Annotated in this window: 20 protein-coding genes, 1 tRNA gene and 2 pseudogenes; 7 read left to right on the forward strand and 16 right to left on the reverse strand. The window is 63.1% G+C overall.

The window, feature by feature from the left end:
* Entirely contained in the window at positions 1-1,602 is a 1,602-nt protein-coding gene (gene pgi, locus J2X53_RS10080) for a glucose-6-phosphate isomerase (RefSeq protein ID WP_349037344.1), read from the forward strand.
* Positions 1,603-1,660: 58 nt separating this feature from the next.
* On the opposite strand, the gene J2X53_RS10085 is transcribed toward pgi, so the two are convergent.
* The 8 genes from J2X53_RS10085 to J2X53_RS10120 form a co-directional block, all read right to left on the reverse strand.
* Complete coding sequence (locus J2X53_RS10085; protein WP_349037345.1) at positions 1,661-2,014, reverse strand: RidA family protein; 354 nt, start codon at positions 2,012-2,014, stop codon at positions 1,661-1,663.
* 64 nt (positions 2,015-2,078) lie between these two features.
* On the reverse strand, positions 2,079-2,381 hold the full coding sequence (locus tag J2X53_RS10090; protein ID WP_349037346.1) for a hypothetical protein: 303 nt from the start codon (positions 2,379-2,381) through the stop codon (positions 2,079-2,081).
* Between the two features lie 222 nt (positions 2,382-2,603).
* Positions 2,604-3,629: an AbrB family transcriptional regulator gene (locus J2X53_RS10095; protein ID WP_349037347.1), complete on the reverse strand. Its 1,026-nt coding sequence runs from the start codon at positions 3,627-3,629 to the stop codon at positions 2,604-2,606.
* The gene (locus tag J2X53_RS10100; RefSeq protein WP_349037348.1) at positions 3,626-3,925 is read right to left on the reverse strand and encodes a DUF4387 family protein; all 300 of its coding nucleotides are present in this window, start codon (positions 3,923-3,925) and stop codon (positions 3,626-3,628) included. The genes J2X53_RS10095 and J2X53_RS10100 overlap by 4 nt, the downstream gene beginning before the upstream one ends.
* Positions 3,922-5,280: an acyclic terpene utilization AtuA family protein gene (locus J2X53_RS10105; protein WP_349037349.1), complete on the reverse strand. Its 1,359-nt coding sequence runs from the start codon at positions 5,278-5,280 to the stop codon at positions 3,922-3,924. Before J2X53_RS10105 ends, J2X53_RS10100 begins: the two co-directional genes overlap by 4 nt.
* Before the next feature lie 11 nt (positions 5,281-5,291).
* On the reverse strand, positions 5,292-6,815 hold the full coding sequence (locus J2X53_RS10110) for a tripartite tricarboxylate transporter permease (protein ID WP_349037350.1): 1,524 nt from the start codon (positions 6,813-6,815) through the stop codon (positions 5,292-5,294).
* A 17-nt stretch (positions 6,816-6,832) separates the two neighbouring features.
* On the reverse strand, positions 6,833-7,276 hold the full coding sequence (locus J2X53_RS10115; protein ID WP_349037351.1) for a tripartite tricarboxylate transporter TctB family protein: 444 nt from the start codon (positions 7,274-7,276) through the stop codon (positions 6,833-6,835).
* The gene (locus J2X53_RS10120; RefSeq protein ID WP_349037352.1) at positions 7,273-8,238 is read right to left on the reverse strand and encodes a tripartite tricarboxylate transporter substrate-binding protein; all 966 of its coding nucleotides are present in this window, start codon (positions 8,236-8,238) and stop codon (positions 7,273-7,275) included. The genes J2X53_RS10115 and J2X53_RS10120 overlap by 4 nt, the downstream gene beginning before the upstream one ends.
* Positions 8,239-8,388: 150 nt before the next feature.
* Between J2X53_RS10120 and J2X53_RS10125 the strand changes: the two genes are divergently transcribed.
* The 4 genes from J2X53_RS10125 (at position 8,389) to J2X53_RS10140 (ending at position 11,636) form a co-directional block, all read left to right on the forward strand.
* Entirely contained in the window at positions 8,389-9,054 is a 666-nt protein-coding gene (locus J2X53_RS10125; RefSeq protein ID WP_349037387.1) for a response regulator transcription factor, read from the forward strand.
* A gap of 3 nt (positions 9,055-9,057) precedes the next feature.
* Positions 9,058-10,434 carry a sensor histidine kinase gene (locus J2X53_RS10130; RefSeq protein ID WP_349037353.1) on the forward strand — a complete coding sequence of 459 codons (1,377 nt, stop codon included), beginning with the start codon at positions 9,058-9,060 and terminating at the stop codon, positions 10,432-10,434.
* The gene (locus J2X53_RS10135) at positions 10,404-11,429 is read left to right on the forward strand and encodes an ABC transporter substrate-binding protein (RefSeq protein ID WP_349037354.1); all 1,026 of its coding nucleotides are present in this window, start codon (positions 10,404-10,406) and stop codon (positions 11,427-11,429) included. The genes J2X53_RS10130 and J2X53_RS10135 overlap by 31 nt, the downstream gene beginning before the upstream one ends.
* Positions 11,430-11,548: 119 nt before the next feature.
* Positions 11,549-11,636, forward strand: a tRNA-Ser gene (locus tag J2X53_RS10140).
* Positions 11,637-12,212: 576 nt separating this feature from the next.
* Here J2X53_RS10140 and J2X53_RS10145 read toward each other — a convergent pair.
* The 8 genes and pseudogenes from J2X53_RS10145 to J2X53_RS10180 form a co-directional block, all read right to left on the reverse strand.
* A pseudogene (locus tag J2X53_RS10145) lies at positions 12,213-12,620 on the reverse strand (recombinase zinc beta ribbon domain-containing protein); the annotation flags it as partial.
* Between the two features lie 20 nt (positions 12,621-12,640).
* Positions 12,641-13,582: an ABC transporter substrate-binding protein gene (locus J2X53_RS10150; protein ID WP_349037355.1), complete on the reverse strand. Its 942-nt coding sequence runs from the start codon at positions 13,580-13,582 to the stop codon at positions 12,641-12,643.
* A gap of 31 nt (positions 13,583-13,613) precedes the next feature.
* Positions 13,614-14,600, reverse strand: coding sequence for an ABC transporter permease (locus J2X53_RS10155; protein ID WP_349037356.1), 987 nt, complete (start codon positions 14,598-14,600; stop codon positions 13,614-13,616).
* Positions 14,601-16,130: a sugar ABC transporter ATP-binding protein gene (locus J2X53_RS10160; RefSeq protein ID WP_349037357.1), complete on the reverse strand. Its 1,530-nt coding sequence runs from the start codon at positions 16,128-16,130 to the stop codon at positions 14,601-14,603.
* A complete protein-coding gene (locus tag J2X53_RS10165) occupies positions 16,115-17,254 on the reverse strand; it encodes a Gfo/Idh/MocA family oxidoreductase (protein ID WP_349037358.1) in 1,140 nt (379 codons plus the stop codon). The genes J2X53_RS10160 and J2X53_RS10165 overlap by 16 nt, the downstream gene beginning before the upstream one ends.
* 3 nt (positions 17,255-17,257) lie before the next feature.
* Positions 17,258-18,310, reverse strand: a complete 1,053-nt coding sequence (locus J2X53_RS10170; RefSeq protein ID WP_349037359.1) for a sugar phosphate isomerase/epimerase — start codon at positions 18,308-18,310, stop codon at positions 17,258-17,260.
* 40 nt (positions 18,311-18,350) lie between these two features.
* Positions 18,351-19,427, reverse strand: a complete 1,077-nt coding sequence (locus tag J2X53_RS10175; RefSeq protein WP_349037360.1) for a LacI family DNA-binding transcriptional regulator — start codon at positions 19,425-19,427, stop codon at positions 18,351-18,353.
* Between the two features lie 299 nt (positions 19,428-19,726).
* A complete protein-coding gene (locus tag J2X53_RS10180) occupies positions 19,727-19,966 on the reverse strand; it encodes a hypothetical protein (RefSeq protein WP_349037361.1) in 240 nt (79 codons plus the stop codon).
* Positions 19,967-20,234: 268 nt separating this feature from the next.
* Between J2X53_RS10180 and J2X53_RS10185 the strand changes: the two are divergent.
* Together J2X53_RS10185 and J2X53_RS10190 are read left to right on the forward strand one after the other, a co-directional pair.
* Positions 20,235-20,387: pseudogene (locus J2X53_RS10185) on the forward strand (type 1 glutamine amidotransferase domain-containing protein); the annotation flags it as partial.
* A 146-nt stretch (positions 20,388-20,533) separates the two neighbouring features.
* The gene (locus J2X53_RS10190) at positions 20,534-21,277 is read left to right on the forward strand and encodes an HNH endonuclease (RefSeq protein WP_349037362.1); all 744 of its coding nucleotides are present in this window, start codon (positions 20,534-20,536) and stop codon (positions 21,275-21,277) included.
* The last annotated feature ends 271 nt before the right edge of the window (positions 21,278-21,548 follow it).

Consider the following 21,548-nt stretch of genomic DNA (forward strand, 5'->3'; position numbering starts at 1 on the left):
ATGAACCAGACCTGGGACGCCCTGAAAGACCATCACGCCGCGGTTGAGGGTCGCCCGATCCTTGATCTGTTCGCCGATGGCAGCCGCGCCGCCGCGTTTACCGCCAAGGCCGACGGCATGATGCTCGATTTTGCCAAGACCAATATTGATGCCCGTGGGCGCACACTGCTGCTGCAACTGGCAGAAACCGCCGGGGTCGCGCAAAAGCGCGACGCGATGTTCGCCGGGGAAAAGATCAACGAGACCGAAGGCCGCGCCGTGCTGCACACCGCACTTCGCAACATGGACACGCCGCTGGTCGTCGATGGCACGGATGTCACCCTTGCGCTGCGCGACACCCATGCGCGCATGCAAGGCTTTGCCGCAGATGTGCGGATGGGGCGGTTCACCGGGCAGGGCGGCAAGATCACCGATGTGGTGAACATCGGCATCGGCGGGTCTGACCTTGGCCCGGCCATGGCGGTTCTGGCGCTGGCGCCGTTTCATGACGGGCCGCGCTGCCATTTCATCTCGAACGTCGATGGCGCCCATGCGGCGGATATTCTGCAGGGTCTGAACCCGGAAACCACGCTGGTGATCGTGGCGTCAAAGACCTTTACCACCATCGAGACAATGACCAATGCCGAAACCGTGCGGGTCTGGATGGCGCAAAAGGTCACCGATCCGGCAGCGCAATTTGCCGCTGTGTCGACCGCAGCCGAGAAAACCGCCGCCTTTGGCATCGACAGCGCGCGCGTGTTCGGGTTCGAGGATTGGGTCGGCGGGCGCTATTCGATGTGGGGTCCGATCGGGCTGTCGCTGATGCTGGCGGTGGGGCCGGATGGCTTTGCCGAATTCCTGCGCGGCGGGGCGGCGATGGACGCGCATTTCCGCACCGCCCCCTTTGCCGAAAACCTGCCGGTGCTGCTGGCGCTGGTGGGGATCTGGCACAACCAGATCTGCGGCTACACCACCCGTGCCGTGCTGCCCTATGATCAGCGGCTGAGCCGTCTGCCCGCCTATCTGCAACAGCTGGAGATGGAATCAAACGGCAAGCGGGTGGCGATGGACGGCTCCGATCTGCCCTGTCACTCCGGCCCGGTGGTCTGGGGGGAGCCTGGCACCAACGGCCAGCACGCGTTTTACCAACTGATCCATCAGGGCACCCGGGTGGTGCCGTGTGAATTTCTGGTGGCAAAGCGCGGTCATGAGCCGGATCTGGCGCATCAGCACCTGCTGCTGGTGGCGAATTGTCTGGCACAATCCGAGGCGCTGCTGCGCGGCCGGTCCTTGCCTGAGGCCACCGAGATCATGGCGCGCAAGGGGCTGAGCGGGGCCGAGCTTGACCGTCAGGCCCGCCACCGCGTCTTCCCCGGCAACCGCCCCAGCACCACCCTCGCTTATGACCAGCTGACGCCATTTGTGCTGGGTCAGATCATCGCGCTCTATGAGCACCGGGTCTTTGTCGAGGGCGTGATTCTGGGGATCAATTCCTATGACCAATGGGGGGTGGAACTGGGCAAGGAACTGGCACTGGCGCTGCAACCGATGCTCGAAGGCAAGGCTGACGCCACGGGCAAGGACGGGTCCACGCAACAGCTCGTCGCCTGGGCGCGGTCTTAACCCTTTATCTTGGCTTAAATATCCTGCGGGGGTCCGGGGGCGCAAAGCCCCCGGGGGTTCAGTTCAGCGCGGCGGTGACGATCACTTCGACCAGATAACCGGGGGCGGCCAGCTTGGCCTCACCGGTCGCCCGCGCCGGGGTGTGGCCCTGTGGCACCCAGGCATCCCAGACGGCGTTCATCTCGGCAAAATCCGCCATATCGGCCAGCCAGATCTGGGCTGACAGGATCCGGGTCTTGTCGGTGCCGGCTTCGGCCAGAATCCGGTCGACCTCGGCCAGACAGCTGCGGGTCTGATCGGCCACCGGCTCACCGGCGGTGCCGACCTGACCGGCCAGCCAGATGATGCCGTTGTAGCAGACGCCTTCGCTCATGCGCGCGCCGGTGCCGATGCGTTTGATGTCGTCGTTCATGGGGAGCTCCGTTTGTGAAATCCACGGCCTGCCTAGCGGCGGGATAGCGCAAAGGAAAGGGGCCTCAGTACAGCCGCGTGCAGGTAAAACTGTCGCCCGAGACCGGCGAGAACCAGTAGAGCGTGCCATCGTCGTTCACCGAGACGTGCAACTGATAGTCATCCTCGAACGACAGGGTATAGCCGTTGCCATCCGCCGCGATATCAGTGATCGGCATGTCGTCAGTGCCGTTGTTGTAGTTGTCAGCGGTAAAGGTGAACTGCGCCACCTCACACTCCCAACGCCCCTCGAACGCCAGCGGTTCGGATGCAAGGGCCGCTCCGGCACTCAGGGAAAGGCCAAGGGAAACAAGGGTCATCAGGCGCATGTCGGCTCCGGTCTGTCGGGGGATTGCTGTGGATCAGGAAGGTTGATCCAAAGCCCGTCGTCTATCCGGTTTCCAGGCTCAGGGCCAGCCATGGCGCAGGACCATCGGCGGATATCCGGGCACGGGCCCGGTGCCCGGGTCAGACGGGGCAGGACACGGCTTGCACCAGACGGCCCCCTCCCCCTTGTGGGGAGGGATGGGGTGGGGGGGCGTCGCCACAGTTCAGCGGAAAATCCGCGCCACGATCGGCGCGAGCAGGATCACGATGATGATGCGCAGCAGATGGTGGCTGACCACATAGGCCAGATCGGCGCCGGCGATGATGGCGATCACCACCATTTCCGCCTGTCCGCCGGGCAGAAAGGCGAGGAAGGCATCCAGCGCAGGCGCAAGGCCTGCGAGGTAAATCACCTCGAAAAACGCCAGCGAAATCGCGGCGAGGATCAGGGCGTAGACCACGCCTGCGCCCACGTCGATGCGCAGCTCCTTCCAGGTGATGCCGGAGTATTTCACCCCGACCGCGATGCCGATAAAGAACTGTGCCGCCCAGATGATTTCAGCCGGCGGGCGGGTGGTGATGAGGCCGGTCAGCGACAGCATCGCGGTCAGGATCATCGGGCCAAGGATCGAGGCCCCGAACAGGCCAACCCGTGCGGCGATCTTCCACCCTGCAAACGCTGCAAACAGGATCAGCGCGATCTGGACCGGGTCGGAGTCGAGGGCCGGTTTGCCGGGGGGTGCGCTCAGGTCGATGCCCCAGTACAGCGTCATGATCAGCGGCGCAGCGGTCACGATGACCAGAACCCGGGTGGCGTGGATCAGCGACAGCGCGCGCACGTCGCCCCCGGCCTCTTCACCAAACACCAGCATATCCTGCAACCCGCCGGGCATGGCAGCATACCAGGCGGTCGGGTGGTTGAAGCCAAAGACATAGCGGAACAGCGGGTAGCCGACAGCGCCGATCACCACGATGAACAACGGCACAAACAGCAGCGACAGCGCAAAATCGGGCAGATGGCCGATGGTTTCGGGCGTGATGGAAGAGCCGACCGCCACGCCCAGAAAGGTACGCATGAAGGTGCCGAGCGCGCCGGCATCCTGCATCTTTACGCCCAGAAGCGCTGCGATCAGGCAGGCGGCCATCGGCCCCAGCAGCAGAGCAAGCGGCAGGTGCAGCAGCAGGAACAAGGCGGCGCCTGTGACTGCGATGGCAAAGGTCAGCAGGCGCGGCTTGGTCAGAAAGCTCACAGCACCATCTCATCCAGCAGATGCGCCCATTGCGCACCGTGCATGTCGCGGTCTGCGGCCGCGCCTTGCACCACCGGGCGGGGGATCGAGAATTTGACCACCCACAGATCGGCAATGTCGAAACGTTTGACCAATTGTTCCGGCGTGCCATAGAGGCGGGCCACATCCGCCGTGTTCAGCCGGGACAGGATCGCCGCATAAGCCTCGGGCGAGCCACAGAAAATGTCGATTGTCACCCAGAACGGCCCTGCGTTTTTGGACCGGACCTTCAGAACCTGTTGACCAAGAGGTTTCATGCGCCGACCTCCGTCACCGTGAGGCGGAAGGCCTGCATCGGGTCTGACACCTCCATCACGTGGTTGAGCGCGAATTCATAAAGCGCGCCGCGGTCGGTGGTGGCGGGGGAATAGGGGAAGGCAAAGGTCGGCAATTCCTCATCCTCGGTCAGCGGATAGTGCAGCACGAAGGGGTTGATCAGCTTGCCGATCTCGGCCGCGATGGCTTGGGTCGGCGCGGTGACGATGCCCAGCACGCCAACCTCCACCGGTTGTCCCTGCCGGTTTTCCAGCGCCCCCAAGGCGCCGTCCACGCCGATCAGGCGGAAGTCGATGCTGTAACTGTCGGGGGCCATATCCATGCGGCGGGAGATGGTGTCGGTCAGGAAGGTGGTCAGCTTGGCCACCCACTCCCGCGCGTGGGCGGCGTAATGCGCGCCGCGCAGAATGGCGAGGATGGTGGTCTGGTAGCCCGCCACCCGCGCGCCCTCCAGCTTTACCGTGTAGCGGCCCGGCACCCATTCGGAGCCCTCGACCCGGACGCGGCGGGCGTCGAGCGCGGTGTAGCGGGCGTGTGTCACGTCCAGATGCCCGCCGGGTTCATAGAGGATGAAAGGATCGGTGTTTTCATACAGCATATGGGCCGAGACCGAATGCGGGGTACACAGTGCTGTCTCGTGCATCGCCTCGACCGTGAAGCCGGTTTCGTCGAAATCGACCACGATCACGCCCGAGGTGGGGTTGGTCGAACACAGCGCGCCACATTCGGCGATCTTTGCGCCGTGCCACGCAGCCCCCGGATGGTCGCCGCGCAACAGCGGCAGGGCGGCAATGGTGGCGGTGTCGGTGGTGCGGCCAGCGATGATGATCTCGGCCCCGGTCTGGATGGCGGCCTGCATCTGCTCGGCCCCGGCAAGCGCCACAATGTTGGTCATCTGCGCCAGGCTGTCGGGCCAAATTTCGGGGGCAGGGGTCAGCGGGGTGACCCGGCCCTGTGCCAGAGCGGTGGTCACGGTATCGGCCGTCTGGCTGGAATACAGCCGGGCGACGCGCAGGGTTTGGCCCAGCTCCGTCGCAATCTCGACCGTGATGTCGAACATCCAGTCGACCGTGGCATCGGCGCCGCAGGTGCCTGCGGTGCCGATGACCAGCGGCACCCCGGCTTGCGCGCGGGCCAGCATCAGGTCGCGCCATTCGGATTTTGTGGCGGCGCGGGAGTATTTCGACTGGCCCGCGCCAAGGCTGAAGGGCCCACTGTCCGTGGACCCCCCGTCGATTGCGATGATGTCAGGGCGCATGGCCACCCCGCGCGCCAGTGCAGCCCGGTCAAAGCCGAGGCCAAGGACGCCCGAGGGCACGAGAACGCGGGTGGGCATGGCGCTTATCCTTAATCAGTGGTCCCGCCGTCTGTGGACGGCTGTGGCGGTTTCTTCAAGACCCCGCGCAGGAACATGGGCGCAACAAAGCCGACGACGGCGGCGATCCACAGCCCGATGGCGATGGGGGACGAGAACAGATAGGTCCAGTCGCCATCCGACAGCACCATGGCGCGGCGCAGGTTGTCTTCCATCGCATTGCCCAGCAGGATGCCAAGGATGACCGGCACGGTCGGGATGTCGAGCTTGCGGAACAGCCAGCCCATCACGCCAAAGGCCACCATCAGCATCATGTCGAACGAGGATCCGGTGAGCGAGTAGATGCCGACAAAGGCGATCATCGTCACACCCGGCAGCAGCACCCAGCTGGGGACTTGCAGGATTTTCACGAACACCTTTACCATCGGCACGTTCAGCACCAGAAGCATGATGTTGGCGATCATCAACGAGGCGATCAGCGACCACACCACCTCGGGCCGTTCGGTGAACAGCAACGGGCCGGGGGTGATGTTGAGCGTCAGGAGCAGCGCCAGCAGCACGGCGGTGGTGCCCGATCCGGGAACGCCCAGCGTCAGCATCGGGATCAGCGCGCCACCGGCGGCAGCGTTGTTGCCCGCCTCGGGAGCGGCGACGCCATTGGGATTGCCCTTGCCAAAGGTGGATTTGTCCTTGGCCGAGGATTTCTCGGTCATATAGGCGAGGAACGAGCCGAGCGACGCGCCAGCCCCCGGCAGGATACCGGCCAGAAAGCCGATGCCCGATCCGCGCAGCATGGCATAGCGGGTGCCCCAGAGCTTGGCCCAGTTCACGGTGATCTTGCCCAGCTTGACGCCGATGGCGCTGTCCTTGCCATGGGTTTCGATGAAGTGGAACACTTCGGCCACGGCGAACAGGCCGACAATGGCGACAAGGAAGTCGATGCCATCCATCAGGTGCATTTCACCAAAGGTAAAGCGCGCCATGCCGGTGGTCTGGTCCAGACCGATCATCGAGATGCCGAGGCCAATGGCGGCGGCCATGGCGGCCTTGGCCTGATTGTTCGACCCGATGCCGCCGAGGGTACAGAAGGCGAGCATGTAGAGGGCAAAGTATTCGGCAGGGCCGAATTTGAAAGCGACCGTCGCCAGCAGCGGCGACAGGAACATCACACCCAAGGTGGCGAGAAACGCGCCGACAAAAGAGGCCACGCCGGAAATCACCAGCGCATCAGAAGCAAAGCCCTGCTTGGCCATCGGATAGCCGTCGAGCGTGGTCATCATCGCCGGTTCGTCACCCGGAATGTTCAGCAGGATCGAACTGATCCGGCCGCCATACATCGCGCCGTAATAGACCGAGGTCAGCAGGACCAGCGCAGAGATGGCGTCGAGCCCCATTGAAAAGGAAATCGGGATCAGCAGGGCCACACCGTTTGACGGGCCAAGCCCGGGCAGGGCACCGATGATCGTGCCGACAAAACAGCCGATCAGGGCCAGAAAAAGGGTGTAGGGCGACAGGGCGATGCCGAAGCCCATCGCCAGATTGGCAAGAATATCCATGTGATGTGGTCCTCTGGTCAGCCCATCAGGGCGCGGGGAAGGCCTTGCAGCCCAAGCCCGAGGATGAATTTGAACAGCACGAACAACCCGATTCCAAGGCCAAGCCCGGTGATCGCCGCCGGAACGGGGCGCGGGCTGATCTGCCAGGACAGGATACCTGCGGCGATGACGGTCGGGATGATGAAGCCCAGCGGCTGGATCAGCATGGCATAGGCAAACAGAACCGCCAGAGCGAGCAGCATCTGCAGCAGCATCCCGCCACGCGGCCAGTCCACCTCGGGGTCGGGGCGCAGGATCATGATCAGCGCGCAGATCATCACGACAGCGGCGACCATATAGGGGAACACGCGCGGGCCGACCGGATCAGACATGAACGAGGTCTGGATGTTCGCGGCGCTGAGGATATACCCCAGCGTCACGATCACCATGACCACACCAAAAATGCGGTCCGCTCTGATCATTGGATGATCCCGATCGCTTTCGAGATCTCCACCACTTCGGCAATGTTTTCATTGACGAAAGTCTCGAACTCGGCCCCGATCAGGGTGTAGGGCGACAGACCGTTGTCGGCCACGACCTTTTTCCACTGCTCGGAGTCGGCAACCTTTTGCAGGGTGTCTTCCCATTTGGCGAAGTCTTCGTCAGAGATGCCCTTGGGCACATAGATGCCGCGCCAGTTCATCGCGACCATGTCGACGCCCTGTTCCTTGGCAGTCGGGATGTCTTCGAACCCGGTCACGCGTTCTTCGGACAGCACCGCCAGAGCGCGCACATCGCCCGACCGGATGAAACCCTGAATTTCAGAGATGTCGCCGGTCATGGCCTGCGCAAAGCCGCCAACGGTCTGGGTGATCGCGTCTGCGCCGCCGTCCAGGCCGATGTATTTCACCGAGCGGGCCTCGGAGTATCCGGCGCGGTCCAGCAGCATCAACACCTTGAGATGGTCAAAACCGCCGACAGCCGAACCACCGGCAAACGGCACTTTGGCCGCGTCAGCTTTGACCGCGTCGATCAGGTCGGTCAGGGTCTGGAACGGGCTGTCCTTGGCCACGACGATCACACCCGGATCCCCGGCAATGGTGCCTACCCAGCGGACCTGATCGGCGGTCATGCCGGCAAAGGCGTTCTGGGCCAGACGGGTGGTGGTGGCCGAGGAGGCGGCGACAAACACATCGGCGTCGTCATCGCGCTCGCTGACGATATGGGTATAGGCGATGCCGCCACCGGCGCCAGCCATGTTGGTCACCTGCACCAGATTGGGCGACAGGCCGGTTTCCTGCATGATGTTCGCGATCTGACGGCAGGTGAAATCCCAGCCGCCGCCGGGGTTGGCGGGCGCAATGCATTCGGTTGCCATGGCCGAGGTGGTCAGGCCCATGAGGGCGGTTGCGCTGAAAGCCAGCGCCGAAACGGTATTTCGCATGTAAGTCCTCCCGAGACTTTTGATGTCAGGCAGCCCGCGTTCTCCTCGCGACTCACGGGTCTTGCGGCGACCACTCAAAGCTGGAAAGCTGACACGAACCTGTCATCCGCAAAAAAACTGTGCAGGATGAAAACGGGAATGGGGGGCGGCGTGCGGTTCTTGCTGGTCGAAGACAATGCCGAACTGGCCGCGAGCGTTGCCGCACGGCTGGGGTTGGAGGGGCATGGCGTGGACCGGGTCGGTACGCTGGCCGAGGCCGAGGAATTTCTGCGCGCGGCCACCTATGACCTGATCTTGCTGGATATCATGCTGCCCGATGGTGACGGGCGCGATTTTCTGGCGCGGCATCGCCGGGCGGAACGCCAGACCCCGGTGATCGTGATGACGGCGCGCTCTGCGGTCAGCGACCGGGTCGATGCGCTCGATACCGGGGCGGATGACTACATCACCAAGCCGTTTGACTTTGCCGAGCTGGAGGCGCGGTGCCGGGCGGTCCTGCGCCGCAAGGGCGGGTTGGTGCAGACCCTGCGCCGCTATGCCGATCTGAGCTTTGACCCGCTGTCGGCCACGGTTGCCTTTGCCGGGGAGAGCCGCGATCTGCGCTCACGCGAGGTGCGGCTGCTGGAGCTGTTCCTGAACGCGCCCGGGCGCATCCTGTCGAAAGAGCATCTGTGCGACCGGCTGTTTTCGTTCTCCGAGCCGGTCAGCGACAATGCGATCGAGGTCTATGTCGGACGCTTGCGCAAAAAGCTGACCGGCAGTCAGGCGCGGATCGAAACCGTGCGGGGCCTTGGCTACCGCCTGACGGACAGCTGAGCGATGATCGCGCCGGGGGGATTTTCGCTGCGGCGCCGGTTGGTGGGGCAGTTGCTGGCACTGGCCGCAGTTCTGGCGCTGGTGCTGTCGCTGGCGGTGCGGATCGGGGCCGAACGCGCGTCGCAGGCAACGCTGGATGCCGTGCTTGGCTCGGCTGCGCTGGGTCTGGCCGAAGAGATGCGCGCCGAAGAGGGCGGCATGGTGATCGACATGCAGCCCGCCACATTTTCGATGCTGGCCGCGATGGGCGAAGAGCGCATCTTTTACCGGGTGGATGTCGGCACGCTGACCGTGACGGGCTACAGCGATCTGCCGCTGCCGGCGCGCCTGCCACGGGCGCTTGCCCCGGTGTTTTATACCGTGCCGTTCCGGGATGCCGACATCCGGGTGGCGGCGGTGTCGCGGTCATTGCGGGTCGAGGGCAGGGCGACGCCGGTGCTGGTGCTGCTGGGCCAGACCCGCGAAGGACAGGAGGCGATTGCGGCACGGCTGGGCTGGCAGGCGGCGGCGCTGGGGCTGGCGGTGTTTCTGGCGGCGATTCCGCTGGCGCTGCTGGTGGCGCGCAGCCTGACCCGCCCGATTGACCAACTGGCCGAGGCGGTGGGGCGGCGGGGCCCGCGCGATCTGCGCCCGGTGCGCCATCCGGCCCCGCGTGAGCTTGCCCCCTTTGTGACCGCGCTGAACAGTTTCATCGGGCGGCTGCGCGGCACCCTGAGCCAGACCGAGACCTTTATTGCCGAGGCCGCGCATCACATCCGCACCCCTTTGGCCGTGATGCGCAATGAGGCCGAACTGGCGCTGCGCCAGTCGACGGAAGAGGGCACCCGCGCGCGGTTGCGCGGCCTGATCCGCTCGGCCGATGATGCGGCACGCTCGGCCGGGCAGCTTCTGGATCATGCCACCGTGCTCTACCGCGCCGATCAGGCCGACTGGGCCCGGCTGGATCTGGCGGGGATGGTGCGGGCGGTGGCGTTGCGGCTGGCCCCGGCGGCAGAGATGAAGGATATGGATCTGGTGCTGGATAGTCCGGGCGTACTGACCTGCGAAGGCGACGCCGTGCTGATCGAGGCGGCCCTGCGCAATATCATCGACAACGCGATCAAGTACTCGCCGCCGGATTCGGTGGTCGAGGTGACGGCACGTGCGACGGGCGCGATGGCGGTGGTGATCGTCGCCGACCGGGGCAGGGGTCTGGGCGGGGCCGCGCCCGAGCGGCTGCTGCGCCGGTTCCGGCGTGGTGACAACGTTGGCGATGTCACCGGATCGGGCCTTGGCCTGACCATTGTCGAACAAGCGGCCAGCGCGATGGGCGGCACCTTCCGCCTGCGCGCCAGAGAGGGAGGTGGTGCATGCGCAGAATTCTGTTTGCCCTTGGTCTGAGCCTGTGTGCCACGCAGGCGTCAGCCTTCGAGTCCGAGGCAGAGCGGATGTTTGGCCCCGATGCCCCCCGGCAGGTGCTGTCAGTGCTCTCCACCACCGATACCGCAATTCTGGAGCCGGTGATTCTGGGCTATCTGGCGCAGACCCCCGGTCTGGGCCTGCGCTATGTGATGGCCTCCAGTCAGGAGGTGCACCGCGCCATTGCCGATGAGGGCGCGGCCTTTGATCTGGTGATCTCCTCCGCGATGGATCTGCAGATGAAGCTGGCCAATGACGGCTTTGCCCTGCCGCTGCCGCCCGACCTGATCGAGGCGCAGCCGGTCTGGGCCCGGTGGCGCGACCTGCTGGTGTCGGTTGCGCAGGAACCGGTGGTGCTGATCTTGTCAGATCAGGCCTTGCGCCCGGGGGAAGAGGTGCCGCGCACCCGGCGCGATCTGATCGCGCTGCTGCGCGACAACCCTGACCGGTTTCGCGGCCGGGTCGGCACCTATGATCCCGCCGTCTCGGGCGCGGGCTATCTGTTTGCGGCGCAGGATGCGCGGCTGTCCGATACGTTCTGGCGGCTGGCCGAGGTGATGGGGCGTCTGAATGCACGGCTGTTCTGCTGTTCGGTCGACATGATCGAAGAGGTGCGCTCGGGCCGGCTGCTGGTCGGGTACAATGTGCTGGGGCTTTATGCGCTGGCGGGCGGCGGCGGCGGGATCACCGTGGTCGAGCTGGAGGATTTCACCCTGACGCTGCTGCGCACCGCTCTGGTGCCCCGGATCTCCCCCGAGCCGGAGGCGGCGACCGCCTTCCTGCGCTATCTGCTGTCTGCCGAAGGGCAAGCGCTGATCGCCAGCGGCGACGGTCTGGCCGCAGTCGAAGAGGCCGCGTTTGAGCGCAACCCCCATCTGCGCCCGATCCGGCTGGACCCCGGCCTGCTCGCCAATCTGGATGCCGTGTCCCGCAACCGCTTTCTGACCGAATGGCGCGCCGCGATGGAGCAGCCCTGAGCGGGCGGGGCGTGTCGGTACCGATTGTGCGCCAGTGCTGAAACTTGTTGTGAGCCATCGCAGAATATTTCCATTCTAGCCCCTTGCCCCCGCCCGCCTGCGTCTTTAAACGGGTCAGCGGAGTGGTGGCCGAGTGGTCGAAGGCACACCCCTGCTAAGGGTGCAGACGGCAACGTCTCGAGGGTTCGAATCCCTTCCACTCCGCCACTTCGGTATAAAACCGGGAACGCCGGTTCCCGCCGATTTGCCTCCTTTTGCAGCAACCAGGGTCCGCAGCAGGGCACTTTTCGATCCCATGATGCGGATCGCGTCGTCCGCGACTTCGACACGCTGCGCGAAGGCCCGGACGTGGTCCCGCCGATAGCCGCCCGTTCCAAGCCGCATCCGGCTGCGTGCCTCCAGCGCCAGTTCGCGCACCGCCGCGCCCGTCAGGCCCTGATGTGCGGTGCTTGCCAGCATCGCTTCGGTCCGTGAGGCATCGGCCCGTGCCTGATCCCGCACGGCGGTCAGCCCGGCGATCCGCTCGCCAAGGGCGGATTCGGCCGGATCGAGAGACCCGGATTCGATGGCATCGTAGAGCCGTTTGAGGCGCATATCGGCCTCGGCAGCACGCTGATTCAGTTCGGCGATGTGCTGGCCGCGCCGCCGGGTGCTCTCCTGCCGGCGGTCCAGCAGCGAGGCGAGGATGTCTTCGATCCGCTCGGGGTCAAGCAGCCGGTCCTCAAGATGGCTGACCACCATGCGGTCGAGCTTGTCCATGGGGATGGCCCGGCCCTTGCAGCCGGTCTTGCCCTGCCGCGCGCGGATCGAGCAGGCGTAATAGCGATAGCGGCCGCTCTTGCCGGTGCGCAGGGTCATGGCCCCACCGCAATTGCCGCAATAGCAGATGCCCGTCAGCAGGTTCGGGCCGCTGACGACGCGGGGCGGCGTCACCTTGGGATTGTTGGCTTTCAACCGCTTCTGCACGGCCTCGAACGTCTCGATCTCGATCAGCGGCGGCACAGGGACGGTGACGATGTCCTCAACGGGTTTCAGTTCCTTGGTCTTGGAGCGCTTGTTGAACTGATGCTCGCCGATATAGGTGCGGCGCGTCAGGATTGGGGTTGGGGTGTTGAAATCACCAACCCGAAGCAGGTGGCAGGCCACTTGTGGCCTCGATCCGGCCATACCCATGGCCGGCAAACCGGCCATGGGATTGCCTGGCAATCAGATCAGAACGGGCTGTCAGGATAGTAGAACTGTTCGGCGTTTTCCTGATCGATCAACACCGATCCGATGATGAATTGTCCTGAGACCGGGGCCGGGGACACCAATCCGAGGGCCGTCATTTCAATCGCGGTGGCGATCATCGACGGCGGATAGGTGACGTTGGCCGGAATCATTGTATCCCCGTCCATCACGCGCTGGACCATTTCCTTCATCCCGGCACCGCCAAGCACAAATTGCACATCTTTGCGGCCTGCCGCCTCGATTGCCGCGAGAACACCGATGGCCATGTCGTCGTCGGATGCCCAGACGGCGTCGATCTCCGGGTGACGCGACAGGAAATCCTGCATCACGGTAAAGGATGTGTCACGGTTCCAGTTGCCGTGTTCCATCCCCAGCACATTGATGCCAGAGCCTTCGATGGCTGCCTCGAAACCGGCAACACGCTCGTTGTCGATGGTCGTCGGAATGCCGCGCAGCACGACGATGTCACCACCATCGGGCATCTTTGACACCATGTATTCGCCAGACACCCGGCCAAAGCCCGGATTGTCACCGGCGACGTAAAGATCCTCGATCCCTTCGACCGAAAGGCCACGGTCAACCACAGTGACCCAGACCCCTGCATTCGATACATTCTGGACCGGAGCGGTCAGCGGCTCGGATTCGAACGGCAAAACCACCAGCGCGCTGATGTTGCGTGTGGCCAGCATGTCTTCGATGTCGTTGACCTGACGCGCGGGGTCCGATGCGGTGGCAAGGACGAAATCAAGCTGCGGATAGGTTTCCTCCAGTCGGTCAATCGCGGACTGGGCAAAATAGTTCATGCCCCCCGCCCAGCCATGGGTCGCCGCCGGAATCGAGACACCGATCACCTGCGTGTCCTGCGCCATTGCAGGTGTGACCAGAGCCGTGGATACTGCCAAGGCAGATAGTAGTCGTTTCATAGGTAACTCCTCCCTAGAGTTGTTGACCGGGTCACTGACCCGGTTTGCGTCCTCGCTGCAGAACGACAGCAAGAATGATGATAGCCCCCTGAATTGCACCATTCAGATAAGGCGAAACCAGATCGGTCAGGTTCAGGATATTGCCGATCAGGGTCAGGATCAGCACGCCGATCACAGTTCCCCAGACCCGGCCAAACCCACCTTTCAGCACTGTGCCGCCGACGATAACGGCGGCAATCGCTTCCAGCTCCCACAACAGCCCGGTCGCGGATGAGGCGGAGCCAAGCCGGGGCACATACATGATTGTCGCCACACCGACCAAAAGACCCAGCATCACATAGGTCAGCAGCCGCACTTGCGCGACACGGACCGAGGAATAGCGCGCGACCTGATCATTGGACCCGATGGCCGCACAATGGCGGCCGAAAGCGGTGGAGCGCATCAGGATTTCCCCCAGCACGATCACCACGACAAAGACGATGATCGGCCAGGTGATGCCGAACACGCCGCCGTAATAGACCGGCTGGTAGAATGTCCGCAGGGTGAAATCGAGGCTGAGTGTGCCGCCGTCTGCAAGCCATGTCACAAGGCTGCGGTAGATGCCCATCGACCCCAGCGTGACGATGAAGGCTTCGATCCCGAGCCTGGTGATCAGCAGGCCATTGAGCAAACCACCGAGGATGCCCGCCAGGAGGGCCACGGCCATGCCAAGCAGCACGATGGGAATGCCGACCCCCATCACGGGCAGCGCGCTGTTCATCACCAGGATCATCAGCCCCGCGATAAAGGCCGCCATCGAGCCTACAGAGAGGTCAAGCCCCCCTGCGGTGATGACAAAGGTCATGCCCACGGCGATGATCCCGATGAAGGCCGAGCGCGACAGCACATTCGAGATATTCTCCGGGCTCAAGAAATTGGGGTTCATCAGCGCCCCCATGACGATCAGGATGACGAGTGCCAGAATGGGGCCGATCACGCTCATCTGGAATTTGGGGGTGTCAGGTGCAGCAATCGACATTCAGACGGTTCCTTCCAGCGGGGCGCTTTGGCCGACCCCCATGGCCAGCCGCACTATGGCGTCTTCGGTGGCCTCTGCGCCGACCAGTTCGCCCGCGATCCGGCCCTGACGCATCACCAGCACGCGGTCCGACAGGCCGATGACTTCCTGCATCTCGGACGAGATCACGACGATGGCCCGGCCTTCGGCGGCCAGTTTGCGGATGAATTCATACATCTGCTGCTTGGTTCCGATGTCGATGCCGCGCGTCGGTTCGTCGATGACCAGAATCTCGGGGTCGGACAGCATGGTCTTGGCAAACAGCAGCTTTTGCTGATTGCCACCTGACAGGCTGCCAACGTTCACATCGCGGCTGCCACGGATGTCGAATTCGGACACGGCATGGTCAAGTGCTGCCTGTTCCGCGCGCGCATCCAGCGTCCAGTTGGAAAACTTGTGCAGGGCCTGCAAGGTCAGATTATCGCGCAGGCCTTTGTTCAGCAAAAGCCCACGGGTCTTGCGATCCTCAGTCAAATAGGCAAACCCCTGGGCCAGCGCTTCCCAGGGGTGGCGGATCGTGACGGCATTTCCGTTGATCCGGACATCGCCATGACCGTCGCGCAGCCCGGCCAGGGCTTCAAAGGTTTCGGTGCGGCCCGATCCGATCAACCCGGCAATGCCCAGCACCTCGCCTTTATGCAGGGTGAAGCGGATTTCCTGCGCGTAGCCGGGAACGGAAAAACCTTTCACTTCCAGCGCGACGGCACCGCGCCCGCCGGTCTTGGGTGGGTAAAGCGTCGAGATCTCGCGCCCCACCATCGCTTCGGCCATCTGATGTTCGGTCATGTCGCGCGCCGGGCCGGACCAGACCACCGATCCGTCGCGCATGATCGTCAGGTCATCGGCAATCGCCACCACCTCGTCGAGCTTGTGCGAGGTGAACAGCACCGCCGTTCCGGCATCGCGCAGGGCCCGCACCTGATCCAGCAGCACGGCGGTTTCGGTGCGGGTCAGCACAGCGGTCGGTTCGTCCATGATCAGCACGCGGGTATCGCGCAGCAGGGCCTTGGCGATCTCGACCATCTGCTTGTCGGAATTCGACAGGGTGGAAATGATCCGGTCAGGGTCTACATCACAGCGCAGCCGCGCCAAAAGAGCGCGCGACTTGGCGCGCATGGCGGCTTTGTCCAGCAGCCAGCCCCGCCGCAGCTCTGACCCCAGGAAGATGTTCTGTTCGACCGTCAGTTGTTCGGCCAGGTTGAATTCCTGATGGATCAGCGAAATCCCCTGCGCCTCTGCCTGTCCCATATCGGCAAACATCACGGACTGGCCCTGCAACAGCACCTGCCCGCTGCTGGGTGGCTGATAGCCGGTCAGGATTTTCATCATGGTGGACTTGCCTGCGCCATTTTCACCGATCAGCGCATGGACCCGGCCGGAATGCAGGGCGATGTCCGCGCCGTGCAACACCTCGATCGGGCCAAAGCTCTTGATGACCCTGGAGAGTGCAAGGACGGGGGCAGGGGCGGGCGTCGTCACAGCGTGACCCATGCGGCATTGTCCTGCGACGACCTGATCGCAGCGGCGATGAAACGCATGCCGTCAATCCCCGCATCGATGCCGGGCAACAGCGACAGATCCGGGCTTTCCCCTGCCTGTGCCGCGCGGATCGCCGAGGCGGCCCCGGCATAGATGTTGGCGAAACCCTCCAGATAGCCCTCGGGGTGACCGCCGGGCGTGCGGGTGACGGCATTGGCCGTGTCCTGCGCACCGCTGCCCCCGCGTGTCAGCAGGCGCTTGGGGTGGCCAAAGGGCGTGAACCACAGGTAATTGGGGTCTTCCTGTGCCCATTCCAGCCCGCCCTTTTCGCCATACACCCGCAGCCGCAGCGCGTTTTCATTGCCGGGGGCAACCTGGCTTGACCACAGCATGCCGCGCGCACCCCCGATGAAGCGCAGAAGCATATGCGCATTGTCATCCACCCTGCGACCGGGAACGAAACTTTGCAGATCGGCGGCAAGGCTTTCAACTTTCAGGCCCGATACGAAACAGGCCAGATTATGGGCATGGGTGCCGATATCGCCGATGCATCCCCCCGCACCGGAGCGTTCGGGATCGGTGCGCCATTCGGCCTGTTTGTTCCCGCCGCTTTGCTCGACTGCTTCGGTCAGCCAGTCCTGCGGATATTCTACCTGAACGATGCGCAAGTCCCCAAGATCCCCCGCCGCGATCATCGCGCGCGCCTGACGGATCATCGGATAGCCGGTGTAATTGTGCGTCAGGATGAACAGCGCCTTGGCGTCATGGACCGCCTTGGCCAGCTCTTCGGCCTGATCCATCGTGGCCGTCAGCGGCTTGTCACAGATCACATGGATGCCACGTTTCAGGAAGGCCATGGCGGGACCGGCATGCATGTGGTTGGGGGTGACGATGGCCACGGCCTGAATGCCGTCCGGACGGTTCGCTTCCGCCTCGGCCATGTCTTCATAGCTGCCATAGCAGCGATCTGCGGCCAGTCCCAGCGCCTGCCCGCTGTCGCGCGATTTCTCCGGGGTCGAGGACAAAGCCCCTGCCACCAGATCGAATTCCCCGTCGATCCGCGCCGCAATCCGGTGGACCCCGCCGATAAAGGCATCCTTGCCGCCGCCGACCATTCCAAGTCTGATCTTATCCATGGTTCAAAGCCCCAACATGCGGCGGTTCGCAGCGTCATCGGTGCCGCCATCGGCAAAGTCGTCAAAGGCGCGTTCCGTGACGCGGATGATGTGGTCCTTGACGAATTGCGCCCCCTCGCGTGCGCCATCCTCGGGGTGTTTGAGCGCGCATTCCCATTCCACCACGGCCCAGCCGTCGAAATCATTCGCGGCCATCTTTGCAAAGATCGCGCCAAAATTGACCTGCCCGTCGCCAAGGCTGCGGAACCGGCCGGCACGGTTCACCCAGCCCTGAAAGCCGCCATAGACGCCCTGCCGCCCGGTGGGGTTGAACTCGGCATCCTTGACATGGAACATCTTGATCCGGTCCTTGTAGATGTCGATATTGTCCAGATAATCAAGGCATTGCAGCACGTAATGCGACGGATCATACAGCATGTTCGCGCGATGGTGGTTGCTCACGCGGTCCAGAAACATCTCGAAACTGATCCCGTCATGCAGGTCTTCGCCGGGGTGGATTTCATAGCAGATATCGACACCGCAGTCCTCGGCATGGTTCAGGATCGGCAGCCAGCGCGCGGCGAGTTCGTCAAACGCGGTCTCGACCAGTCCGGCAGGGCGCTGCGGCCAAGGATAGACGAATGGCCAGGCCAAAGCGCCGGAAAAGCTGGCCATGGCATTGATGCCCATGTTTTGTGATGCAGTGATGGCCAGTTTGACCTGCTCCACCGCCCAGGCCTGCCGTGCCTTGGGATTGCCGCGCACAGACGGGTCGGCGAAACCGTCATACGCCTCATCATAAGCCGGATGCACGGCAACGAGCTGGCCCTGCAGATGGGTGGACAGTTCGGTGATCTCGATCCCGTTGGCAGCTGCGACGCCCTTGACCTCGTCACAATAATCGCGACTTTCGGCGGCGCGGCGCAGGTCGATGAACCGCGCATCCCATGAGGGCACCTGCACACCTTTGTAACCGCAATCAGCGGCCCATTTCGTGATGCTGTCCCAGGAGTTGAAGGGCGCGTCATCGCCCGCGAACTGGGCCAGGAACAAGGCTGGGCCTTTGATCGTTCTCATCGTTTTTCCTCCCGCACTTTCGGCATCGTCATCTCTGGACTTACGCCATCCGTTCAAATGTCGTTGCCGCCACTTTCGCCAGCGCCATCTCGGCCACCGGCAGATTGTCTTTCAAAAATATCGTCGGCGTGATGTCGCGCGCCGGGTCGCGCCAGTCGCGGCCATCTGCGATCGCTTTCATCACGTCGATTGCAAGTGTGATTTCCTGCGCTGGCTTCTGGTCGATGACCGCATCGACCAATCCAAGTTCCAGCCCGGACCGGGATGTGGGTGTCAGCTCGTGCAGAACGACAAAAGGCCGGGGGGTTGGCATTTCCTGCAACAGGTCCAGCAGACCACGATTGCCGGCACCGATAGAGTAGATACCGGTAACATCAGGGTTCTCGGACAGGGCTTTGCCCGCCAGTGCCCGCATCAGGTCGGGTCTGTCTTCTACTGACAGGGCGGGCAGCAGCCGCATCGCAGGCTCTTCCCTCGTCAGGACCGCGTTCGCCCCCTCAAGACGCTCGCGGTGATCGCGGGCATTCATCGACCCGAGGACCGGCAAAATTACACCCTGGCAGGTAGCATTTGCGATCCGCAGCAAGCGACCTGCGGTGCGACCGGCAATCACGTTATCTATGCCAACATAGGCTGCACGCATTTCAGGTGCTGCATCACTGACCAAAGTGATGACAGCGATCCCCCGGTTGCGCACCGCAGCAATGGCGGTGGTGACACGTGGTGCTTCGATAGCGACGACCGCCAGGCAATCGCAGATGATGTTTTTGCTTTCCAGCGCCTCGGCCAAAGAATCCGGGTCGAAGGCAGGCACTTCGATGACAGTGATGATGATGCGGTCGCTCTGCCGCAACATCTGCTCGCGGGCCACTGCATCGCGCAAGGCATGAAAGAAACTATGGTCCGCTTTTGGGAGCACAAAACAAAACCGATACATGCGCCGCCGGGACAGATTGGCTGCATGAAGATCACGCTCGTAACCGAGCGACTGGATCGCTGCGTGCACGCGGTCTACGGATTTTTGCGCCACACCTCCTCGCATGTTCAACACGCGATCAGCGGTTGCATAGCTCACGCCAGCAACGTGCGCGACATCTTGCAACGTCGGCTTACGCATCCTGTCTCCTCCCGTCGTTAACCCAAAAGGAATAAATGACATACGTCAATCATTTTCGCTCGATGATGGGATTGCGAGAGGCGCAAGTTCAGACCTCGCCGGCTTTGTTGCGCAGGGACCGATGGGGAGTCATCTTGCGAAACCAACGTGGCAGCCGCGCTGCATGACCAGACCGCGTCACCGAGCGACGAGACCAAAAACTGGCCTCCAATGAAGCTCTGAAGTAGCGCGGCTCGGATCGCCGCTGGTGGGCCCTTGCAACGAGGGTGCAATATTGCGCATCGACATCAAAGCCGTCCTCAAGCCGCCTCTTTCCGACGCCAATCCGGGCCTGCACCAATCCGGGAAGGAGTCGGGCAGATCGGCTTAGCGGCGTGGGTGAAGTCATGGGCGGGAAGTGAGGCGGCATCCAGCTGCGCCGCCTCGTTCATCCCCGCCCCGATGAACACCAGTTTCTGCCGACGATCCCGCCAAGGCTCGGCCCATTTGCCCGCGACTTCGGCCAGCGGTCCCTGGTCGCCGAGGCCGACCATCTCCAAGGCCGTCGCCGTTGCGCCAGCTATGGTGGAACCGCGCCTGCCTGTGCCGTCAGGCGGCGGCTACATCATCAGAGCCGTCTTGGGTCATTTATCTCGAGGCAAAGGTGTACGTGAGAGATGTCATCTTACGCTTGGAGGTGTCGGTGACGTGGGGAAAGATCAACGATGGCGGGAAAAGGCGCAAAGTGGTGGAACCCACGCTCTTGGAAGCCGTGGAGGCATCATCAATCTTTGGTGCCAAGACTGGTTTTTAAAGAAAATCAAACACATGCATATTCTGATGGTTCTGAATTCGCATGATCAACTGGGCAACACCGGCAAGAAAACAGGCTTTTGGCTCGAAGAATTCGCGGCACCCTATTATGTGTTCAAAGATGCCGGTGCCCGGATCACGCTCACCTCGCTCAAGGGCGGGCAGCCAAAAGCCTATCTGAAAGCCATGAGCGAAGCTGTCGGTGACTGGATCGTTTATTACGAACCGGTCAAGGCTGGCCGACGCGGCTATTTCGCGGTGGCGCAGATTGATCGGATCATCGATCACCCCGGTTCCAAGGCCGTCACCTCGCTTTGATCACACCGGGCAGTTACCTCGCTTTTGATCGCGCCGTGTCGCGTCTGCAGAATGGCTGGCCGGTTGAATCCGCGCTCGCGGATGCAACCGGCGTTCCGCTTTCAGGCGGCATCGTTCAATCTGCTGTGCGCCGCATGCCAGAGTCAGACTTCGCTCGAATCGTCAATCTGGGGCTACCCGAGAACCTCGAGCAGATCGAGGCGACCCGCTACGACCCAGCATTGCAACAGATTGACGACGGCGCAGAGCTTTTCCATAGGCCCATTCTTGAGCGGTTGACGCGTCGGAAGTATCGCGATGTCGCCTTCAGTCGCCAGGTGCGCGAAGCCTATGATTTCCGCTGCGCCATGTCTGGCCTGCGTCTGCACAACGGCGGCGGTCGGCCAGAGGTGCAAGCCGCCCACATTCGCCCGGTGGAACGCAATGGCAGCGACTCTGTGCGCAACGGATTGGCATTGTCAGGAACGCTGCACTGGATGTTTGATCGCGGACTTGTTTCGGTCGCAGAAGATTGCGAGACAATCCTTGTGTCGCACAATAAGGTGCCAGGCGATGTGGTTGGCCGGTTACTCCGACCCGGCGGCAAGGTGCTGCGCCCCGCCAACCCACATCACATGCCCCATCCCGAAAATCTGCGCTGGCACCGCGAGAACGTCTTTGGTCAGGTTGCGATTTCTGACGGTGCCCCTTGGGGGATGAATGAGACCCCTGGTCAGTTCCGGGGACCTGCCTGCCTTTAGGCACCGGTTGGCAGCATCCGACGGACCTACGCAATGGGCGATAAGCGGCCGCACGGCGCGCCGCCTTGGATTGGTCGGGTGACGCAGACAGCGGACCTTCTTCATCATGCATTCCGCCGCCCCGCAATCAGCATTTCTGGCCCGAAGCTGACATCAATCCAGGGCAACAACAGACCCTAGGTGTTTAGTCCCGGCATCTGATGGATCGGGTTTAGGATGAATCTGTCAGGCTCGGATGTCCAGATCTTGCAGATGTATTCGTATGGGGCGA

Origin of the sequence: Pseudotabrizicola sp. 4114 (assembly GCF_031457365.1) — a bacterium.
Taxonomy (GTDB): domain Bacteria; phylum Pseudomonadota; class Alphaproteobacteria; order Rhodobacterales; family Rhodobacteraceae; genus Pseudotabrizicola.